This window comes from Pseudoalteromonas sp. APC 3893, assembly GCF_030408095.1.
GTDB lineage: Bacteria > Pseudomonadota > Gammaproteobacteria > Enterobacterales > Alteromonadaceae > Pseudoalteromonas.
In genome coordinates this window covers 153,467-170,054 of the sequence record NZ_JASDCD010000009.1, presented here as the reverse complement: position 1 = coordinate 170,054, position 16,588 = coordinate 153,467, and the positions used below count along the sequence as shown (strand labels likewise).

Here is a 16,588-nt window from a genome sequence, read left to right as displayed (position 1 = left end):
AGGGGTCAAAATACTGCTGCGCCATCCTACATGGCGTTATAACGACTTGAGCGGTATGCGGGGAAACTCGCACGTACCGTTCTTAGAGGGCTGGGCTCGAGTAATCGGGTCTGGCTACTCGACAAAAGCAAAAGTTCAAATGGCCAAACAAAGCCAGTCTGCAAGAATTTGAGCTCAGTCCGGGCCAACTGGATTGGTTGTTGTCCGGATATGATGTGCTTGGTCATGAAGAATTGCAGTATCAATCGATGATCTAAATGATCATATTGGCAGTAAATGATCGTTGCCACACCATCTGTTTTATCTTTGCGTCAAGCAAGAAAACAACGTCAAATTCTGTTAAATTGCGAACATGAAAATTGATGCACACTCACTTTCTGACGACCCAGAACAACTCAAGCGGATGTTGCTTGAGTTGCAACAACATATGGATGAAAAGTTAGCTGAAAAAGATGCGCAAATTCACGAATTGCTGCAAGCTTATAACGCGAAACTAGCCAAAGAGTACGCCAAGAAATCTGAAAAGATGCCGGGTGCAGGCGAAGTATTCAATGAAGCAGAAGATATTCTCGATGAACATGATAAAGCGCTATTGGCTACATCGCCTTCAGTAAAGAAAGAAAAAGCCAAACCGAAACGCCGCCCTTTGCCAGCGCAGTTACCGCGAATTGAGGTGATTGTTGACCTCGAAGAGGATGACAAAATATGTGATTGCTGTCAAAGCTCCCTTCACTAAATGGGCGAAAGCAGCAGTGAAGCACTCGAGTTTGTGCCAGCGCATATCAAAGTAATCAAAACCATTCGTCCTAAATATACGAGTCGTCACTGTGAGCGTGAAGGGATTGAAAGTGTAGTAAAAACCGCCCTAATGCCCGCAACAGTCATTCCAAAAAGCATTGCAACGCCCAGCCTGCTGAGGCAAAAAATCATGTGTAAATACCAGTTTGGCTTACCACTTTATCGCTAAGAAACAATGTTAGGCGATATTGGTATTGAGTTGAGCAGACAAAACCATGTCGAGCTGGATGTTGCGCTGCGCAGACCTGTTGTCCCCTCTGTATCAACGCTTAAAAGACGTGTTGTTATCTCAACCGGTTATTCATGGCGATGAAACCCCGTTAAACCTCATTAATGCAGATAAAGCAAGCAGCTATATGTGGCTGTATTGCTGCGGCGATGATAAACCAGGTAAAGGCACTAATATTGTCCTGTTTGATTACCATAACAGTCGCGCAGGCCAATGTGCGGTTGATTTCCTTGATGGTTACGAGGGCTACATGCACGTTGACGGCTACAAGGCTTACGAGCAAACGAATGCAACACTGGTTGCGTGCTTAGCCCATATGCGCCGTAAATTCATCGAGGCTAAAGGCAATAATAAAAATGTATGGTTCGCCTCGTTATTGCAAGTGATAATTTAATAACGGGGTGATTTGCGCTAATGTATTCGGAGTCTTATTAGGTTTTCACCCGCTCCACGATGAGATCCGCGCTAGATTGTCCTCAAAAAACCGAAAGCATTTATATTTCTGCTGTTTTTTATGTCAGGTCTTCAACCTAGCCGATTAATCGTTTTGTCATCTTCATTATCATCTGCAAATCCGGTTTAATCTCTTATTTCAAATGGCTTCTGTGTCGTCATTACTGACCATGCTATCCGGGCTAGTTTATTTGCTAAAGCAACAACGGTTACATTAAATGGCTTTCTTGCTCTGAGTGCTAAAAGCCAATTACCAAATAACTTAATCGCTAACTCTGGTCGCGACATTAACGCCCTTGCCCCATGAATAAACAGTGTCCTTAGCGATTTATTTCCTCGTTTACTAATACCAAGTAATGTCGATTTCCCACCGGTAGAATGTTGGTGTGGCACTAAACCTATCCATACGGCCATATGCCTACCATTTTTAAAGTCATGGGCATTACTAATATCTGATAAGCAACGACTTGCCACTAAATCACCAATACCTGGAATAGTTTTCAGCAGTTGGGCGCGTTCATCGTTTGCAACTAACTGCTTAAGTTTTTTATCTTGAGTCTCTATTTGCTCATTTAAATACTTGTAATAGTCATGATGCTCTACAAGTGCTTGCATTAATAGCGGTGAAATAGGCTCACCGTTATCAGCCAACCATTGAAAGAGCTTTTTCATCTGACTATGACCTTTTGGAAAGGCCATACCAAACTCTAATAAAATAGCACCGATACGTGACATACAGGCTGTTCGCTCTTTGATATAGCCTGAACGAATACGTTGAATAACTGACATTACTTGAGCCTGTTCAGACTTGACGCTCACAAAGCGCATTGACGGCCTTGTTGACGCTTCTGCAATGGCATCAGCATCTATATAGTCATTTTTATTGGTTTTAACATAAGGTTTAACGTATTGAGGGGGGATGAGTTTTACTTGATGACCAAACGATTGACATTTTCTTGCTAGCCAATGCGAGCCGCCACAAGATTCCATAGCAACAATGACTTCTGGGTGTGTAGATAAAAATTGAAGGAGTTTAATGCGGTTAAATTTACGTCTAAGCTGCTCTCGACCACTCTGTTCATGCCCAATAACATGAAAAGTGGATTTGCCTAAATCTATACCAAGTACTTTAATTAATGACATGATGGTTTGCCTCTTTAATTGCCTACCCTAATCATAGACTAGGGGTGAGGCGAACCATCTAATTAAACCGTCAAAGCAGATGTAGCACTAAACCTTATTCGCAAGCTCTACAGTATTGATCAAGCCATCAAAGATAAATCGCACGATGAAAAATTCAAGATTAGGCAGAGAAAAGCCAAACCAATCGTTGATGAATTGTATCAATGGTTACTCAAGCATAAAGATAAAATCCCACCAAAAATGGCGTTAGGTGAAGCAATTACCTATGCGATAAATCAGTTTGAGAAATTCAGGTGTTACCTTGATGATGGCAGGCTCAGTATTGACAATAACCGTGCAGAGCGAGCTATAAAACCGTTCGTAATAGGGCGAAAAAACTGGTTGTTCTCAAATACCTGCAATGGTGCTCATGCCAGCGCTATACTTTATAGTCTTGTTGAAACCGCAAAGGCAAATGACCTTGTAGTGCATGACTATATATCAACGTGCTTACAGTACCTTGCTGAGCAGCCAGATAACCTTGAGCCACTGCTACCTTGGAACATTCAACAAAGCTAGGTGTCGTTAGCTATACGCTTACCCTATATTTGATGTGATGTACTTTAATTAACGTCATTAGCGAGTTAAATTATTAAGTCGTCACATAACATTCATTAAACCATCACAAACTTAAACCTCACTTTTGAGTACACTTCTTCAATTAAAAAGTTTCAATCATTCAATGAGCTATAGTTAATCTATTGATCAAGAGTGTTATCGTAGCTTTTCCTCATACGATAGCTTATCTCAAATCATCATTGTTGTATCTTTTTATACCGAGGTAATTCATGGAAGAAATCTTTATACTCTTTTTCTCTTAGATTACCGTTCAAATGTTAATTCATATTTCTTGATAGGTTATCTATGAGCTATATCCAAAAAATTATCTTATTATCAACACTACTGTTTTCCACTTTTGTTTTATCTGCACCATCAGGTATTCCGGCTAATTTTCAGTGTCCGACCTCTCCTGTTGTTAATAGCAATGCAGCACATAGTTGGAATGCCGTGAGTGGGGCTACTCGTTATAAGTTTTACACACGCTTCTTTATTGAGGGTGATTGGGAAATTACCAGCGAAAGGCTTCGATATGTAAATGAACCCGCAGCAATAACCTTGGTTGGGCATGGCGTTAGGTCTTACAAATCATATGTTTTTGCTTGCGATGCTTCTGGTTGTAATCAACATGGTGCTACCTGTGATTTTTTTTCCTCGGCGGATTCAAATATATCAGCACCTGAAACTATCGCTTATGATTTTGAAATAGGTACCCATGATTTTCAATTACATTCGCGCTGGAAAAAACATACTAGTTCAACACCTTCACCAAATACTGGACCTAATCGAGCGTATTCTGGATTGTATTATCTATACTTTGAGGCCTCCAGTGCAGAAGAAGGCGATTATTATGATGCTATAACCCCTGAATTAGAAGCAGACACTGTGAGCTTTTATTATCACATGTATGGTTCGGGTGCTCATATGGGTAACCTTCAGGTCGAGGTTTTTCATAACAATAAATGGCATGTTATCTGGTTCAAGGGCAGTGTTCAGCATTCTTCACCTTATGCACCATGGACAAAAGCAGAAATTGATTTATCCAGCTACCCTGGCGCAATAAAAGTTAAATTTTCGGCTGAAGCAGGCGAAAGTTATCGCGGTGATATGGCGATAGATCAAATTGAATTTATTACAGCAGAAAGCACGAATCATAGCGGTAATCGTAATGTGGTTTTTATTCATACTGACCTGTTAGGCAGTCCTGTTGCAGAAACTGATTTGCATGGAGCTATTCAATAATGAAATCTATTAATATCTTATTAGCCATTTACTGTTTATCAGTACTTTCTTTTTTCTCATACGCTGAAGGTCCCAATGGTAACACCCCTGCAACACCTATCTCCACAGAAATACCAGCTCCTAAACTCCCCAATTTAGGAGCTTCAGATTTTCCTGGTGAAAGTCTTCAACTACAATCAGGTGAATTACAATACCATTATCGTGACGTACATATTCCTGGCCCTAATGGTATGGATATAGAAGTACACAGAAGTTACTACGGGCACAATAATCCTGGAGATCACTATAATACGTTAGGCCCTAATTGGACGCTAAATATTCCGAGAATGAAAACGCAAACAAATACTTTTGCTCCCACAACAAATGCTAGTGATAGGATTTCATGTTTAGGTGTTGGTTCACTCGATATTGCTTTACCCAATTTTTCAGTAGGTACACCTGTCGGATTTGCCAGCACGAATGATTTACCTGTAGGCAGTAATTCAGCTAGTACCTTAATGTTTTCAAGTAAAGCTGTATTAACTTGTTCAGCAAGACCCGTACTTACATTACCCACTGGCGTTACAATAGAATTTGGCGTAAATACTACCTTTTTTGGTCAACAGGCTCCAGAACTAGACACAAGAAGAACGCAATATTACGTAAGTAAAATGTATGACAGGTTTGGCAATACAATAAATTATGAATACGAGTATGTTTGGGTTGATGGAATTAAAGCCGCATTGCTAAAAAGTATAAACAACGCTGAAGGTACAACGGTTACCTTTACGTATACGGATAAAAGTACTTACCCTCGGGTAAGTCGTATTTATTATAATGGAAAGACCATTAGTTATGATTACGACAATAATAAAAGACTTATTAAGCATACAGATGCAGCACAACGTATTACACGCTATACATGGGGAGTTACGCCAGCGACAAAGCAAACTAAATTTAGCGCAGTGTATTTAAAATCGGTAACTACACCAACCGAGGCTACAATATCATACAACTACACTATGTTTACTTCAGGCGATCCCAAATATTGTTCGAAAAATCTGCCGTGTAGCCCTTGTATTTTTACATCTGAAGGGTTTGGGGTATGCTACAAACAAACAGTGTTAAATAAAACCATATCTGGCACAGGACTTACTGCACAAACCATTTCTTATAAACGTTGGCATAACGCAAACAATATAAAAGTAGAGGTGGCAAAGCCAATCATTAATAACGGTTACAATTACACGTTATTTGAATTTCATAGAGTAAGCAATAACACAACTGATGCATACTCAGGCCGACATGCTATTGCAGGGCAGCTATATAAAACAACAGTGCGTCATAACAACACTACATTATATGCAAAAAATACTCTTTGGGGTTACAAAAAAAGAGGCACTTATGGTTGTAGCCGAACACATGGTGGTCACGACAGTTATCAAAAATGTGGAGAAGCTTATAAAAACAAAGAAACCTATACATACTATTACACTGACGGTTCAGACACCTTTACAACCGATTATTTAACGTACGATACGTATAATAACCCAACTAAAATAAAAGAAAGTAATAGCTTTTCTACTATACCTCGCTACACCTTACAAAGTTTCATGCACGACAAAAATAATTGGTTATTAAACAATCCATACGAAACTAAAATATCGAGTAACAATGCATCGTGGGTGAGCACCAATAAAACGACTTATTGGTCGGCTAATTCATCTTATAGATCTAGCCCCTATCTTGTTTACGAATTTAACCAATGGCAACGCAAATATAGTCAATATCATACAACAGGCGACCTAAAAAAAGTTGAGTATAATGCGAACAGAACAATTGGCTCAGGTAATAGATTTATCCAATACACCAACTATAAACGAGGTATACCGCAAACAATAACCATGCCCTCGCGTTATAGTTCAGGCTCCATTAGCCAAACACAAACAGTTGATAATAACGGCTTAGTAACAAGTAAAACAGACCTCAATGGTGCTTCTACAAGCTACATGTACGATAATATAGGGCGCGCAAAGTCTATTAACTTATATAAAGATGTAAGCTATAACCACCAATGGTTAGATACACTTATTACGTGGAGAGAAGATAGTAGCGGTAACCAAACAAAAACGCTTCAAAAATGTGTATTAAATAACAACGGGCAAACATGCTCTACAACCCCTAGTCTCACAACAATAGAAACTTACGATAGTTTATTAAGATTACAACGGTTGTCTGAAACCGATAACAGTAGCAATATAGCAAGGCATAAAAACATTGACTACAACCATAGTAATCAACAAATATTTAGCTCTTATTGGAGTAATAACACAACTGAAAGCAATGGCATAACACAAACCTTTGATGCATTGCAGCGTATAACAAGTGTACAAGATAACGCAGGTACAATAACCAACGAATACCTTTCAGGAAACAAAATCAAAAAAACTGATGCTGAAGGTAACATAACCACAACAAGCTATTTGTCTTACGGCTCACCTAGTTATCAACAAGCTATTAAAATTGAGTCGCCTGAAAATGTAACCACTGATATCGCTGTAAACATTTTCGATAATGTCACTTCTATTACCCAATCAGGTAAAAATGGCAGTGCCAATATAAGCCAAACAGAGTACCGTGCTTACGACAGCCAACAGCGTTTATGCCAAATTAAACGTAACGACGTTGGTGCTACAGTAATGAGCCGTAATACATTGGGCGAAGTTATATGGCAAGCTCAAGGGCAAAGTGCTGCGAGTAATACAAACTGTAATACATCAGCCTCAGCATCTCAAAAGGTTAACTTTACCTACGACAATTTAGGCGGCCAACGCACTATTAGCTACGGTGATGGTACGCCAACACGTACTTTTACCATTGACAACAATGGCAATATAAAAAACATTAAAGGTGGCGGCTTTAGCCAAGCATATCATTACAACACGCTAAACTTACTAGAGCACGAAACCCTTACCATTAGTGGTAGGTCAGGCAGTCTTACCCTTGATTATGGTTATAATAGTTCAGGCCATCTCGCCTCATTACAATACCCTGACGGTTTAGCAAAAATCAACTTTTTACCCAATGCATTTGGCCAAGCAACACAAGCGATACGCAGTTACGATAACACCACACAAGACGTATTTGTTAAAGGGCATAATAATAAGGCCACCTACTACCCTAACGGAAGCATCAATACATTTACCTATGGTAATAATGTTGTACATAAAACCACCTTAAATAGTCGTAAGATACCATCAAGTATTACAGATAAATATGGCAGCTCTGACAGAGTTAATTTAAGTTACATCTATGATGATAATAACAACATCAAACGTATTACTAATACTCGAGAAGCTGGCATTTATAGCTTAAGTAACCTTAATTACGACGGACTTGATAGATTAACCTCTACCGTTGGTGGTTCAGGCATAGGCAGCAGTACTATAACTTACGATGGTTTAGGTAATATACGCACTTACCGTAACACCAGTGCATTTGACCCGAGCAATCTCACGTATAGTTATAAAAGTAATTTTTTAGTTAACGAGGTTAAAACAACAGGTACAAATACTAAAATAAGAAATTTTGCTGCGTCAGGCAGCTATGATACTCGCGGTAACGTGTTAAAAAATGGCAACCGTAGCTTTACTTATAACCTTGCTAACCAAATGACAGCATCAGGTGCTAATCGTTATGTGTACGATGGTTATAATCGCCGTATAAAAACACAAGACAGTAAAGGCACCAGTTACAGCTTTTACAGCCAATCAGGTAAATTACTTTACCGAGAAACGCCAACAGGTGGTATTAACTATATCTTCTTAGGCGATAAATTAGTAGCTAAAGAAGGGACGGGGGTTGCCTCCTCAAACGACAGTATCATGAACTACAAACCCTTTGGTGATAGTATTGAAACACCTAAAGATGATGTGGGTTATACAGGACATAAATTCGATACTGACTTAGGGTTGAGTTATATGCAGGCACGATACTATGATCCAGTTATCGGGCGGTTTTATTCTAATGATCCTGTTGGGTTCAGGGATGTTCATAGTTTTAACCGCTATGTTTATGCGAATAATAATCCTTATAAATATATAGATCCTGATGGTCGTAGTTCTATTCCGGGTTTTCAATTAACTCCTTATGATACAGGCGTAGGACCTACTGGGACGCAAAATTTAACAACAGCACAGCGTTTAGAAGGCATTAATCATATTACTGGCTACCAAGACCTAGCTGAGTCAGTAAATAGCGCGATGTCGGGAAACCTAGGAGCTGCCGCCATGAGCATGGCTGGCTTTATTGCCAAGCCAATAAAATTAATGACAATAACTTCTAAACAATTGGGTAAAAAGCTAGGAAGGCATGTGCAAGACTTTGGTGGTGATCCTTCTTCTGCTGCTGACAGGCAATCTGTGGTTGATAAAATAAATGACATAGCAAACAACCCTGATAAGGTTGTGAAAGGAACCTTTAGCGGTCAAGGACTTAACGGTACAAGAGGTGACGTCAACTTTAGAATTCAAGGCAATGATGTAGTTGTTACCACCCCTAATAATGAGTTTGTTACAATATTAAAGGGTGGGGTAAATCAAAACACTTCTGTAAAAAATGCTTTGGGAAAAAAATAGACTATGATGATTGAAAATTTAAACAAATACTCTGGAAGTGAAATTGCCTCTATTTTATTACTACTTCATAAAATAGAAGATGAGGTTGATTTTGAACACCCTGTTGAAGTTTGCCTGAAATTTGATAACGAAGAGTTGTTAACTATCAAGTGTGCAAAAAATGGGCAATCAATTGATGTAACTTCAGAGCACCCAAAAGAAATTCAAATGGAAGAATTGGGCGATTATGTGATTGCAGAGCTTCCAACTGATAGTAATCTAAATAATCTGGTAGGCAGTCGTCTCGTGAAAATATCAGAAGTATATTCAGAATACTGTAACTCAGTAATAGGTCTATTGTTTGAAACTTCCAGAAGCAAAAGCAATATACTTAATTTGGGAGATGAGTTGTTTATTTTCTCTGACATTCCATCTGAAGTTATAAGCGAAGAAAAGTTAATAATAAGAAATTCAAAATAACTGTTACTTAGCTTAACGGGACATCCTCAGAGAATTTTGAATCCAAAGCCTCGCACTAGCGGGGCTTTGTTTTATCTGGCTTGGGGCTTTGAATTTGTTTTCAATGCTGGTTGAGCGGCTCAATGAAAAAATCCGTTTGGTGCCAAATTCAATTGGGTGATCTGCTCAGGACTGAAGCCTTGGCGAAGGAGTTCGATGTCTTTTAATTGCACTTGAGCAACATCACCACTGCCAATCACATTATAGAAACTGCCACTCGCGGTAATGATTAATCTTTTGTTAGGAAAAATCTTTTCAATCTTTGATGTACTGATATAGCTTCCCGGTGAAAATCTGTAAGTCTCATCTTCTTCGCAAGTGCCCCAAAGGATTTTGCCGATCAATTCCTCATCATCAAATAGGCGAAGAATGGGGTCGCGTCTTGCCTTTTGCCTGTCAACTATCTTTAAGCAGTAAACTAGAGTAGAAAATATGGCATCCGTAGTTAATTGTTAACTTTAACGCAGAGCTATATTTATTATGGGCAATATTGGCAGCAGACTAGGCAACGTATTTTGGTTGTCGTTGACAGGGGTTACCAGCGACGTGGGCAAAGTGATGCAGCGCCACTAAAATGGTGACACCAGTGAAGTTGCCTACGCTTGCTGTTATTCGTTGCCTATTTAAACCAGTGTTGCCTGCTCAGTAAAGTGCTCTGCTGTGTGATCATGAGGGTTAATATTTATATGTTTAAAAACTCTGAACTATTAATGTGCCTACGTGTATTTGGATCTGAGCAGGCCTTTATTAATTTTTTAATTAATGGAGGTTGTTGCGCTGTTGTTTGAAATTCATTAAATGCACGATGAACTTTTAAAAGGTTATGCTCTGAGACCCAAAACAAAAAATCCAGTTGTGCCTCTTTTGTGTCACCAATATTTATTACTTTTTGTGCATGCAACAACGTCTGCTTTAACAGCCGGTGATAAAGTGAAAAATCGTCAATTAAATTCGGTGATTTAAAGTAACTTTTAAAATGTTGGTAAACATCCTGTTTTTCAATTGAAAAATAATCTGCTGTTATAGGGTTATTTTTAGCTAAAAAGTGAGTATAGATTAGCGCATAGAGTTCAAGGTGTATCGCCGATAAGGGTTTAAAATACGTGAGCCGAATAAACAGGTCATGAACATACCACTTTACCTGAACATAGGTATGCCATTTTTTTAATAGTTCCATTTCTCTTATCAGTATTATTAAGCATGCCAGTGCGTCTAAATTATTGTACATACTTAGCCGCGATAAGTGCGTTGAGGTTGTCCAATATTTTCGTTTGTAAACGTTGCTCGCTTTATTAAATTTGAATAAGCGTGTTTGCATTGGTAATCCCCCCGAAAAATAAATTTCAAATATATCCCCTTACCTGTAGATTTAATTCAAAAGATTTCCGTCAACCCATGGGCTCCAGATGCACTCTTTAATGCAATTAAAACGACAATTAGAATGTTGGATGGGTGTAAAAAAATCAAAGTAAAAAAGTCTCTTCTTATCAATAATAAAAGTGGTGTAGTAAAGGCGATACAATTCTACAGAAAAGCGTTTAGTACAACTTAACTTTATAATTTCTGCTAGTTACTTCCCTTAAGGAGAAATAACGCAGATTCAAGGTCATTAATCTTTTTTAAGTGCTGGTGATTTGAAAGCGCTAGGGCATTGTGAGTAGAAGCCATTTGTGACATTTGCTCTTTAAGACTAGCCACTTCAGCTCGATATTTTTCCTTTAACCGCTTTTCGTTGGCAAGCTTTTCACGCAACTTAGTTACATCAGAGCTTTGTTGCGCTTGCTGCTTTGTGATGGCTTTTGATTTGAGTAGTTTGATTCTTTCAATGACATCTGTGTAATAGTAAGCTGAGCCATTACCAAGGTTAGCTTCTTCCTCAACTGCAATTGCACTTAAACCTCGTTTGGCATCAATACGTACTGTATCGCCAGAAAGTATTCTGTCAATCGCGCTTAGAAGCTCTAACCTTGTATTATCTGACTTACTCAAAGCTGTCTGATCTCAATTTCGGGTTTGTATGGAATGTAGCTTATTTCAAAGTAGTCCATAACCTTTTCAGCTGCACGTAATTGCGTAATAAAATGGCTTAGCTGCGATTGAGATAATTTAGTATGCTGCTCCATTTCAGTTATAGTCTCAACAATCCACTGATGTCGTTTTTGCCAGGCTTGTGCTTTTGTTTCGTCTATAACAACGTTTTCACAGTTAAAGCAGTTGGTTGGTGATACTACCTTTTCCATTCTGCATTCATAACCGGCCATACAGTAGGAGTGAAGTGTACCAGCAATAGATATTCTACCAGCAGATACTTGAGCATAAAGAGCATCCCAGGATGAGTATTTAACAGCGGTATCTTCTCTATCTTTAACAACATCTATACCTTTCTTACCATATAGCTTGTCATCTGAGTTATACCACTGATGCAGCAGTTGTGTAGTGACTTCTCTATCTACTTCTTGAAGTAAATTATTGAGTTCTGAGTCCACTTTTACATGTTTTATTTTGGCTGCAACACCGCCTTCTGAATACCACTGTGCCATTGGTAAATACAGGTGCTTGTATTACTGCTTAATTGCGACATCAGACAGTAAATTATAACGCTTGCCAAACACCGCAAAAGTTCGTCTGAGTTGGTGGGTTGTAAAAGCCCAAGGTTTACCTATAACTATTTTTTGCTTGTAAGCGTGTATGTTTAGGTTTGGATTTAGAAGTCTAAACTCTTCATAGTCTTGCTCATTTACAATAGCACCAGCTTCTTCAACCAAGCGCTTATGATGAAAAGCAAAAGGTGGGCCTGTAAGTATGTTTGGTTTTCTGCTCTTTATCATTTGAACTAACCAAATACTTGATGCTCTCTCATTTTCAACTCTATCATCAGAGAGCATGAGCTGGGTTCTCATATTTTGTGTCAGTAAAGATGCTAGTTCTATTGCTTTTCCAGTTATTGGAGATGTCAACCATTCTGCTTTTTCCGGCACTGCGGGGGTCATTTTACTATGATAGGACTGTAGTGAATAAAATACTTGGTCTTTTAGTTTTAACTTTTTGAAACTATCAGGATGTAAGCTATAAATCTCGCTTCTTCTCATGCCTGAGAAGGCACCACAGATTATAAAGCAGCAAGTAAGAATGTGTGAGTATAACCAATTGAATTTTCTGACATCATTAGGAATTAACTTTTCTATATCGGCGTTGGAAATATAGCTTTTAAGTATATTGGTAGAAGTTTGGGGTTTAGCTTTAGTGATCTCAGCTTTGTAGTGAGGGGAATCAGATGTTAACCAGTTCCATTGACCTGATTTTATTTTGTTATCAACAGCCGCTTTGCCAATTTCATAGTTTTCTTGCTGCTCTGTATGGATAGCTAATAATGTATCTCGAATAGGATAGTAAGTATCTATATACTCGATAGCCTTTGTGTATATGAGTTGCATCAAGCGTGATGGAATGGCATAAAATTGTTCGCTTTCTAACTTAGTTGGGCAGCCTAGTTGCCTTCCAAGCTCGGCTATAGATGTTGTTCTAGGTAGTGAAAGCTTTATCGGTATTTGGTTCTTAACTGCTTCGATCCAATTTAATGCGAAAATAAGTTTTGATGTATATGGCCCACTCATTTTAAGTGACTTTAAATATTCGCAAAATCTAGAAAACTGTATGGGATGGTTAAGGACACAAATCGAATCTGCTTTGATGGATTCTATGTATTTATATACTTGGGTTAAATTGATATTTCTCTCTAAAAATGTAGTGGTTTTTATCATTGCCCCTTGCCTTAAAGTGCCGACAGCAAACAAACCAAGGAATGCGAGTAACTTTTGTTCTTGTAATAGCGAAGTGTTTGTTAAATGTGTAAATGAGGCGCGTTTTTTAGAAACAATTTTTGCATCTACATAGTGCGTTAAATCCCATGTGTTATCGCCAAAGTAACTTATGGTTTTACCATTTTGGTCAATCATTACTGGGATTTTGTTTAAATTGTCCCAATCCTTATTTTCAAAATACTGTATTGCCTGTTCAACAAAAACAGTATTCTCTTTTATAACTTGTTCTGGTGCAGCAAGTAACGGTTTCATAGCATTTCCTTATAAAACCAAATTAAGCGTATCGGGCCAAAATGGGTGACGGCCAACTGTACGTAACTTTTTTTCAGCTTGCCTGCGCACTTTTAAATCGATACTAAAAAGCACTTGCTTTATTTTTCTTAGTACTCGATCAAAATTGTTTTTAAAGTGTGACATGTTGAGGTGATCTTCTTTGGCATCCTCTAACGCTTCGTAAAAGCTCAATAAACACCAGATATCATTAACTTCTTCAACCAGCACTTGGTTTGGGCAGGAAAAGCAATTCAATAAGTCAGCACAGGCAAGATGGGTCATATCAACGCTATTGATAGAGGCCTTTCGTCGAAAACGGTCACCATGATTATCAAAGGGATTTTTGCAACCAGTACCTAAGGACGTTTTTTGACCATTTCCAGATTTAGCATAACGGTTTACGAATTCATCATAGGGTAGTATTTCTAGATTCATTTGCTCAAGAGTTTGTTCTCGTGCTCTACTAATATCACCACATTTAATTGCATTTTCTAAGGTGTTAGCTGTGGCTTGAAGTTGGGCGTTATTTTCTGACTCGTTACCTCTGCTATAGTGTTTTCGCACTACATCAGGTGTGTTATTGAGCAACATGGATGTTTCGAGTGAGTTTCCTGTGAGCGCTAAGTAATTAGATGCACCTGTAGCTCTAAAGCGTTTAGCTTCAGGCCTAAGTTGTTGACCATTGTCATCAGTCAAATCGAATATATTAATTAGCCAATTCATATTGGAACGAATATGCGTTGGGCACAAGGGCTTATTTATCCCGTTAAGACATTGATGAAGTAGTCTATTGGCATCTGGAAACAGCACGTGAGTAAGGGTGATAAGGTCATTAATAAAATTTAGCGCATGCTTTGGAATGTCTGTGCTAAGATTATCGCCGAGCTCGATGGTAACAAATTTATTAGCTCTCTTCTTTAACGCTGTTTGCACAAACCACTTACCTTGCTGTCCCTTTTTTTGTGAAGCTTTGGGGATATCCATATCTCTTATCGTACTAGCGTTTGTCCATGTGTAATAGGCAAGTAAGAAATATGCAGCACAGTAACACTTGGTAATAGCACCACTTACAGGCACTTCGATTTTATTAAAAGAAAAGCTCGCGTATTGGTCGCTTCTCCTTGCTTGAATGTATTCTTTAGGTGAGGTTTGAATTTGCTTTGAAAGCTGAAAATATAGTTCTTTTAGTATTTTAATTAACTTTTTCAATTCAGATTCTGAGTATGCTTGAGTTGGATTTATTTGGCTGCGAAATAGTTTGAATTTAGAAAACCACTCATCAACAGGGTGATCTAGCATCTTCATTATTGTTCTTATACTACTTAATTCACCTTTTGCTGTGTTTGAACTTTTGCTGCCAATTCTAACGCTGTGAACTAGAGCTGTTTCAAATGCATTGATACCCTCTTTTGAATCTGGATTTACGGGAATACTGTCACAAATATTCACATACCGTGTAAATATTCTAAAAAGGGTATTCATTGTTGTGTCAGTATATTCTGTATTAGCTTTGAATGCTTGATACCACTTAATGATTTGGTTGTCTCGGCTAAGCAAAGTACCCCGATGCATTTCAAAAAGTTTAGGCACGCCTTTGTATCTAAATCTTTGAAAGTCTGGGTACACAAATTGATCACCATAAATATTTAACTTAAGTTTAAGGTCAATATTTAAATTTGATTTGTTAATCACGAGAGATCCTCATGCTCATTGATGACTGACTCCATAACTTGATCTAAAAAGCAAACTGCACGTATCGATGCCTTGCTTCGGTTTATAAAGTTAAGGTATCGCCAAGTTGTTTTCTCATCTTTATGTCCCATCCACCCCATGATTAATGACATAGCATCGAATGGTGACAACCCAACTTTCTCGTCTAAAAGGGACGCAAGACGAAATGTACCGTAAGTTGCACGTAAATCGTGTGTTCTATGCTGAAAGTGGGTATTTAGCTCATTGCGTATGTAATTACGAGTTAAGCTAAAGTGACGCTGTATTGCATTGGTAGTATATGGTTTACCCCTATTGGTAATTAATAATTCAGCAATCTGTTTATCGGTTTTAGACTCTCTTTTCTGGCGACGCTCACTGATCAAGTAGCGATGCATCTTGTTCATTAACAGTGTTGGAATTTCGATTGTTCTGACTGAGCCAAATTTAGTGAGTACACCGTTGTGAGGTCCTATACTAACTTCAATATGGTATTTATTCGGGTCACATCTATTCACTAGATTAGCTGGAAAGGTGCATGCTTCTTCTATACGAAGGCCGCACATGAGTTGTAATAGTTGATGTATTTGGAACTCAATTGACTGTTCTTTGAGTGCGCGTGAATATAATCTTACTTCATCTTCAGTGAGAGGGTTTAAACTTTGCTCTGGAGTACGCCTTGGTACCCTGATCCTTAAATCTGAGCTTCTAACAACGTAATTACGGTTTATGTGTGCCAGCATTCCAGTCGTTTTGATGCTAACAAACTCTACTTCAAATGGTTTATTTTCCTTAGAGAAGTTAATTAACCTCTCGTAATATGCCCACTCGTAGAATTTAATTATATGGTTCATATATACAGCTGCTGTTGAACTATTTAGCTCACCGGCTTTCACTGAGGCCAAAAGATCTTGGTTTCGGAAAATATATGTGGGCTTATTTGATTTGATAGTTGGAAAATCTCTCCAAGAGAGTTCATGGCTTTTTAAAAAGCGCCAATATCGACTTATGGCACGAACGTTTGAGTTAATGTTTTTCGCGCGCTTAACGTTAATCAGGTGATTCATCCAAAGGTTTATTGGCATGACGTATTCACCATCTTCATAAAAAGTTGGAAAGCCTTTTAGCTGAATGCTTGATTTTGTTTTGCAAAAAGGAGTTTGGATCTCAGTTTTAAAATCATCTGATTGAACTATTGTGAGCATAAA

Annotated in this window: 15 protein-coding genes and 1 pseudogene; 8 read left to right on the top strand and 8 right to left on the bottom strand. The window is 38.3% G+C overall.

The window, feature by feature from the left end:
- Positions 1-352 precede the first annotated feature (352 nt).
- From QMA12_RS12315 to QMA12_RS12305, 3 genes are read left to right on the top strand one after another with little or no spacing between them, the layout of a single operon-like run.
- The gene (locus QMA12_RS12315; RefSeq protein WP_290210286.1) at positions 353-736 is read left to right on the top strand and encodes a hypothetical protein; all 384 of its coding nucleotides are present in this window, start codon (positions 353-355) and stop codon (positions 734-736) included.
- A complete protein-coding gene (locus QMA12_RS12310) occupies positions 737-967 on the top strand; it encodes an IS66 family transposase zinc-finger binding domain-containing protein (RefSeq protein ID WP_290210285.1) in 231 nt (76 codons plus the stop codon).
- Between the two features lie 46 nt (positions 968-1,013).
- Positions 1,014-1,421 (top strand): transposase, encoded by a 408-nt coding sequence (locus tag QMA12_RS12305; RefSeq protein ID WP_290210284.1) that lies wholly within the window; start codon positions 1,014-1,016, stop codon positions 1,419-1,421.
- A 185-nt stretch (positions 1,422-1,606) separates the two neighbouring features.
- On the opposite strand, the gene QMA12_RS12300 is transcribed toward QMA12_RS12305, so the two are convergent.
- Positions 1,607-2,623, bottom strand: a complete 1,017-nt coding sequence (locus tag QMA12_RS12300) for an IS110 family transposase (protein WP_290210283.1) — start codon at positions 2,621-2,623, stop codon at positions 1,607-1,609.
- Between the two features lie 84 nt (positions 2,624-2,707).
- Here QMA12_RS12300 and QMA12_RS12295 point away from each other — a divergent pair.
- The 5 genes and pseudogenes from QMA12_RS12295 to QMA12_RS12275 all read left to right on the top strand — a co-directional run.
- A pseudogene (locus tag QMA12_RS12295) lies at positions 2,708-3,022 on the top strand (transposase); the annotation flags it as partial.
- Positions 3,005-3,181, top strand: coding sequence for a transposase domain-containing protein (locus tag QMA12_RS12290; RefSeq protein ID WP_290210287.1), 177 nt, complete (start codon positions 3,005-3,007; stop codon positions 3,179-3,181). The pseudogene QMA12_RS12295 and the gene QMA12_RS12290, both read left to right, overlap by 18 nt.
- Positions 3,182-3,526: 345 nt before the next feature.
- On the top strand, positions 3,527-4,462 hold the full coding sequence (locus QMA12_RS12285; protein WP_290210282.1) for a hypothetical protein: 936 nt from the start codon (positions 3,527-3,529) through the stop codon (positions 4,460-4,462).
- Positions 4,462-9,078 (top strand): RHS repeat-associated core domain-containing protein, encoded by a 4,617-nt coding sequence (locus tag QMA12_RS12280; protein ID WP_290210281.1) that lies wholly within the window; start codon positions 4,462-4,464, stop codon positions 9,076-9,078. Before QMA12_RS12285 ends, QMA12_RS12280 begins: the two co-directional genes overlap by 1 nt.
- 3 nt (positions 9,079-9,081) lie before the next feature.
- A complete protein-coding gene (locus QMA12_RS12275) occupies positions 9,082-9,537 on the top strand; it encodes a hypothetical protein (protein ID WP_290210280.1) in 456 nt (151 codons plus the stop codon).
- A 119-nt stretch (positions 9,538-9,656) separates the two neighbouring features.
- Here the strand turns inward: QMA12_RS12275 and QMA12_RS12270 are convergent, their stop codons facing one another.
- From QMA12_RS12270 to QMA12_RS12240, 7 genes are all read right to left on the bottom strand, one after another.
- On the bottom strand, positions 9,657-9,920 hold the full coding sequence (locus tag QMA12_RS12270; protein ID WP_290210279.1) for a hypothetical protein: 264 nt from the start codon (positions 9,918-9,920) through the stop codon (positions 9,657-9,659).
- Between the two features lie 338 nt (positions 9,921-10,258).
- Positions 10,259-10,753 (bottom strand): hypothetical protein, encoded by a 495-nt coding sequence (locus QMA12_RS12265; RefSeq protein ID WP_290210278.1) that lies wholly within the window; start codon positions 10,751-10,753, stop codon positions 10,259-10,261.
- Between the two features lie 389 nt (positions 10,754-11,142).
- Entirely contained in the window at positions 11,143-11,565 is a 423-nt protein-coding gene (locus QMA12_RS12260; RefSeq protein ID WP_290210277.1) for a hypothetical protein, read from the bottom strand.
- Positions 11,562-12,116, bottom strand: coding sequence for a hypothetical protein (locus QMA12_RS12255; RefSeq protein ID WP_290210276.1), 555 nt, complete (start codon positions 12,114-12,116; stop codon positions 11,562-11,564). The genes QMA12_RS12260 and QMA12_RS12255 overlap by 4 nt, the downstream gene beginning before the upstream one ends.
- 21 nt (positions 12,117-12,137) lie before the next feature.
- Complete coding sequence (locus QMA12_RS12250; protein WP_290210275.1) at positions 12,138-13,649, bottom strand: integrase; 1,512 nt, start codon at positions 13,647-13,649, stop codon at positions 12,138-12,140.
- A gap of 9 nt (positions 13,650-13,658) precedes the next feature.
- Positions 13,659-15,362: a hypothetical protein gene (locus QMA12_RS12245; protein WP_290210274.1), complete on the bottom strand. Its 1,704-nt coding sequence runs from the start codon at positions 15,360-15,362 to the stop codon at positions 13,659-13,661.
- A complete protein-coding gene (locus QMA12_RS12240; RefSeq protein ID WP_290210273.1) occupies positions 15,359-16,585 on the bottom strand; it encodes a site-specific integrase in 1,227 nt (408 codons plus the stop codon). The genes QMA12_RS12245 and QMA12_RS12240 overlap by 4 nt, the downstream gene beginning before the upstream one ends.
- Positions 16,586-16,588 lie beyond the last annotated feature (3 nt).

What these genes read in the sequence shown, in the direction of transcription:
- QMA12_RS12315 (WP_290210286.1), top strand. Translation starts at nt 353, where the DNA reads ATGAAAATTGATGCACACTCACTTTCTGACGACCCAGAACAACTCAAG.
- QMA12_RS12310 (WP_290210285.1), top strand. Translation starts at nt 737, where the DNA reads ATGGGCGAAAGCAGCAGTGAAGCACTCGAGTTTGTGCCAGCGCATATC.
- QMA12_RS12305 (WP_290210284.1), top strand. Translation starts at nt 1,014, where the DNA reads ATGTCGAGCTGGATGTTGCGCTGCGCAGACCTGTTGTCCCCTCTGTAT.
- QMA12_RS12300 (WP_290210283.1), bottom strand. Translation starts at nt 2,623, where the DNA reads ATGTCATTAATTAAAGTACTTGGTATAGATTTAGGCAAATCCACTTTT.
- QMA12_RS12285 (WP_290210282.1), top strand. Translation starts at nt 3,527, where the DNA reads ATGAGCTATATCCAAAAAATTATCTTATTATCAACACTACTGTTTTCC.
- QMA12_RS12280 (WP_290210281.1), top strand. Translation starts at nt 4,462, where the DNA reads ATGAAATCTATTAATATCTTATTAGCCATTTACTGTTTATCAGTACTT.
- QMA12_RS12275 (WP_290210280.1), top strand. Translation starts at nt 9,082, where the DNA reads ATGATGATTGAAAATTTAAACAAATACTCTGGAAGTGAAATTGCCTCT.
- QMA12_RS12265 (WP_290210278.1), bottom strand. Translation starts at nt 10,753, where the DNA reads ATGGAACTATTAAAAAAATGGCATACCTATGTTCAGGTAAAGTGGTAT.
- QMA12_RS12255 (WP_290210276.1), bottom strand. Translation starts at nt 12,116, where the DNA reads ATGGCACAGTGGTATTCAGAAGGCGGTGTTGCAGCCAAAATAAAACAT.
- QMA12_RS12250 (WP_290210275.1), bottom strand. Translation starts at nt 13,649, where the DNA reads ATGAAACCGTTACTTGCTGCACCAGAACAAGTTATAAAAGAGAATACT.
- QMA12_RS12240 (WP_290210273.1), bottom strand. Translation starts at nt 16,585, where the DNA reads ATGCTCACAATAGTTCAATCAGATGATTTTAAAACTGAGATCCAAACT.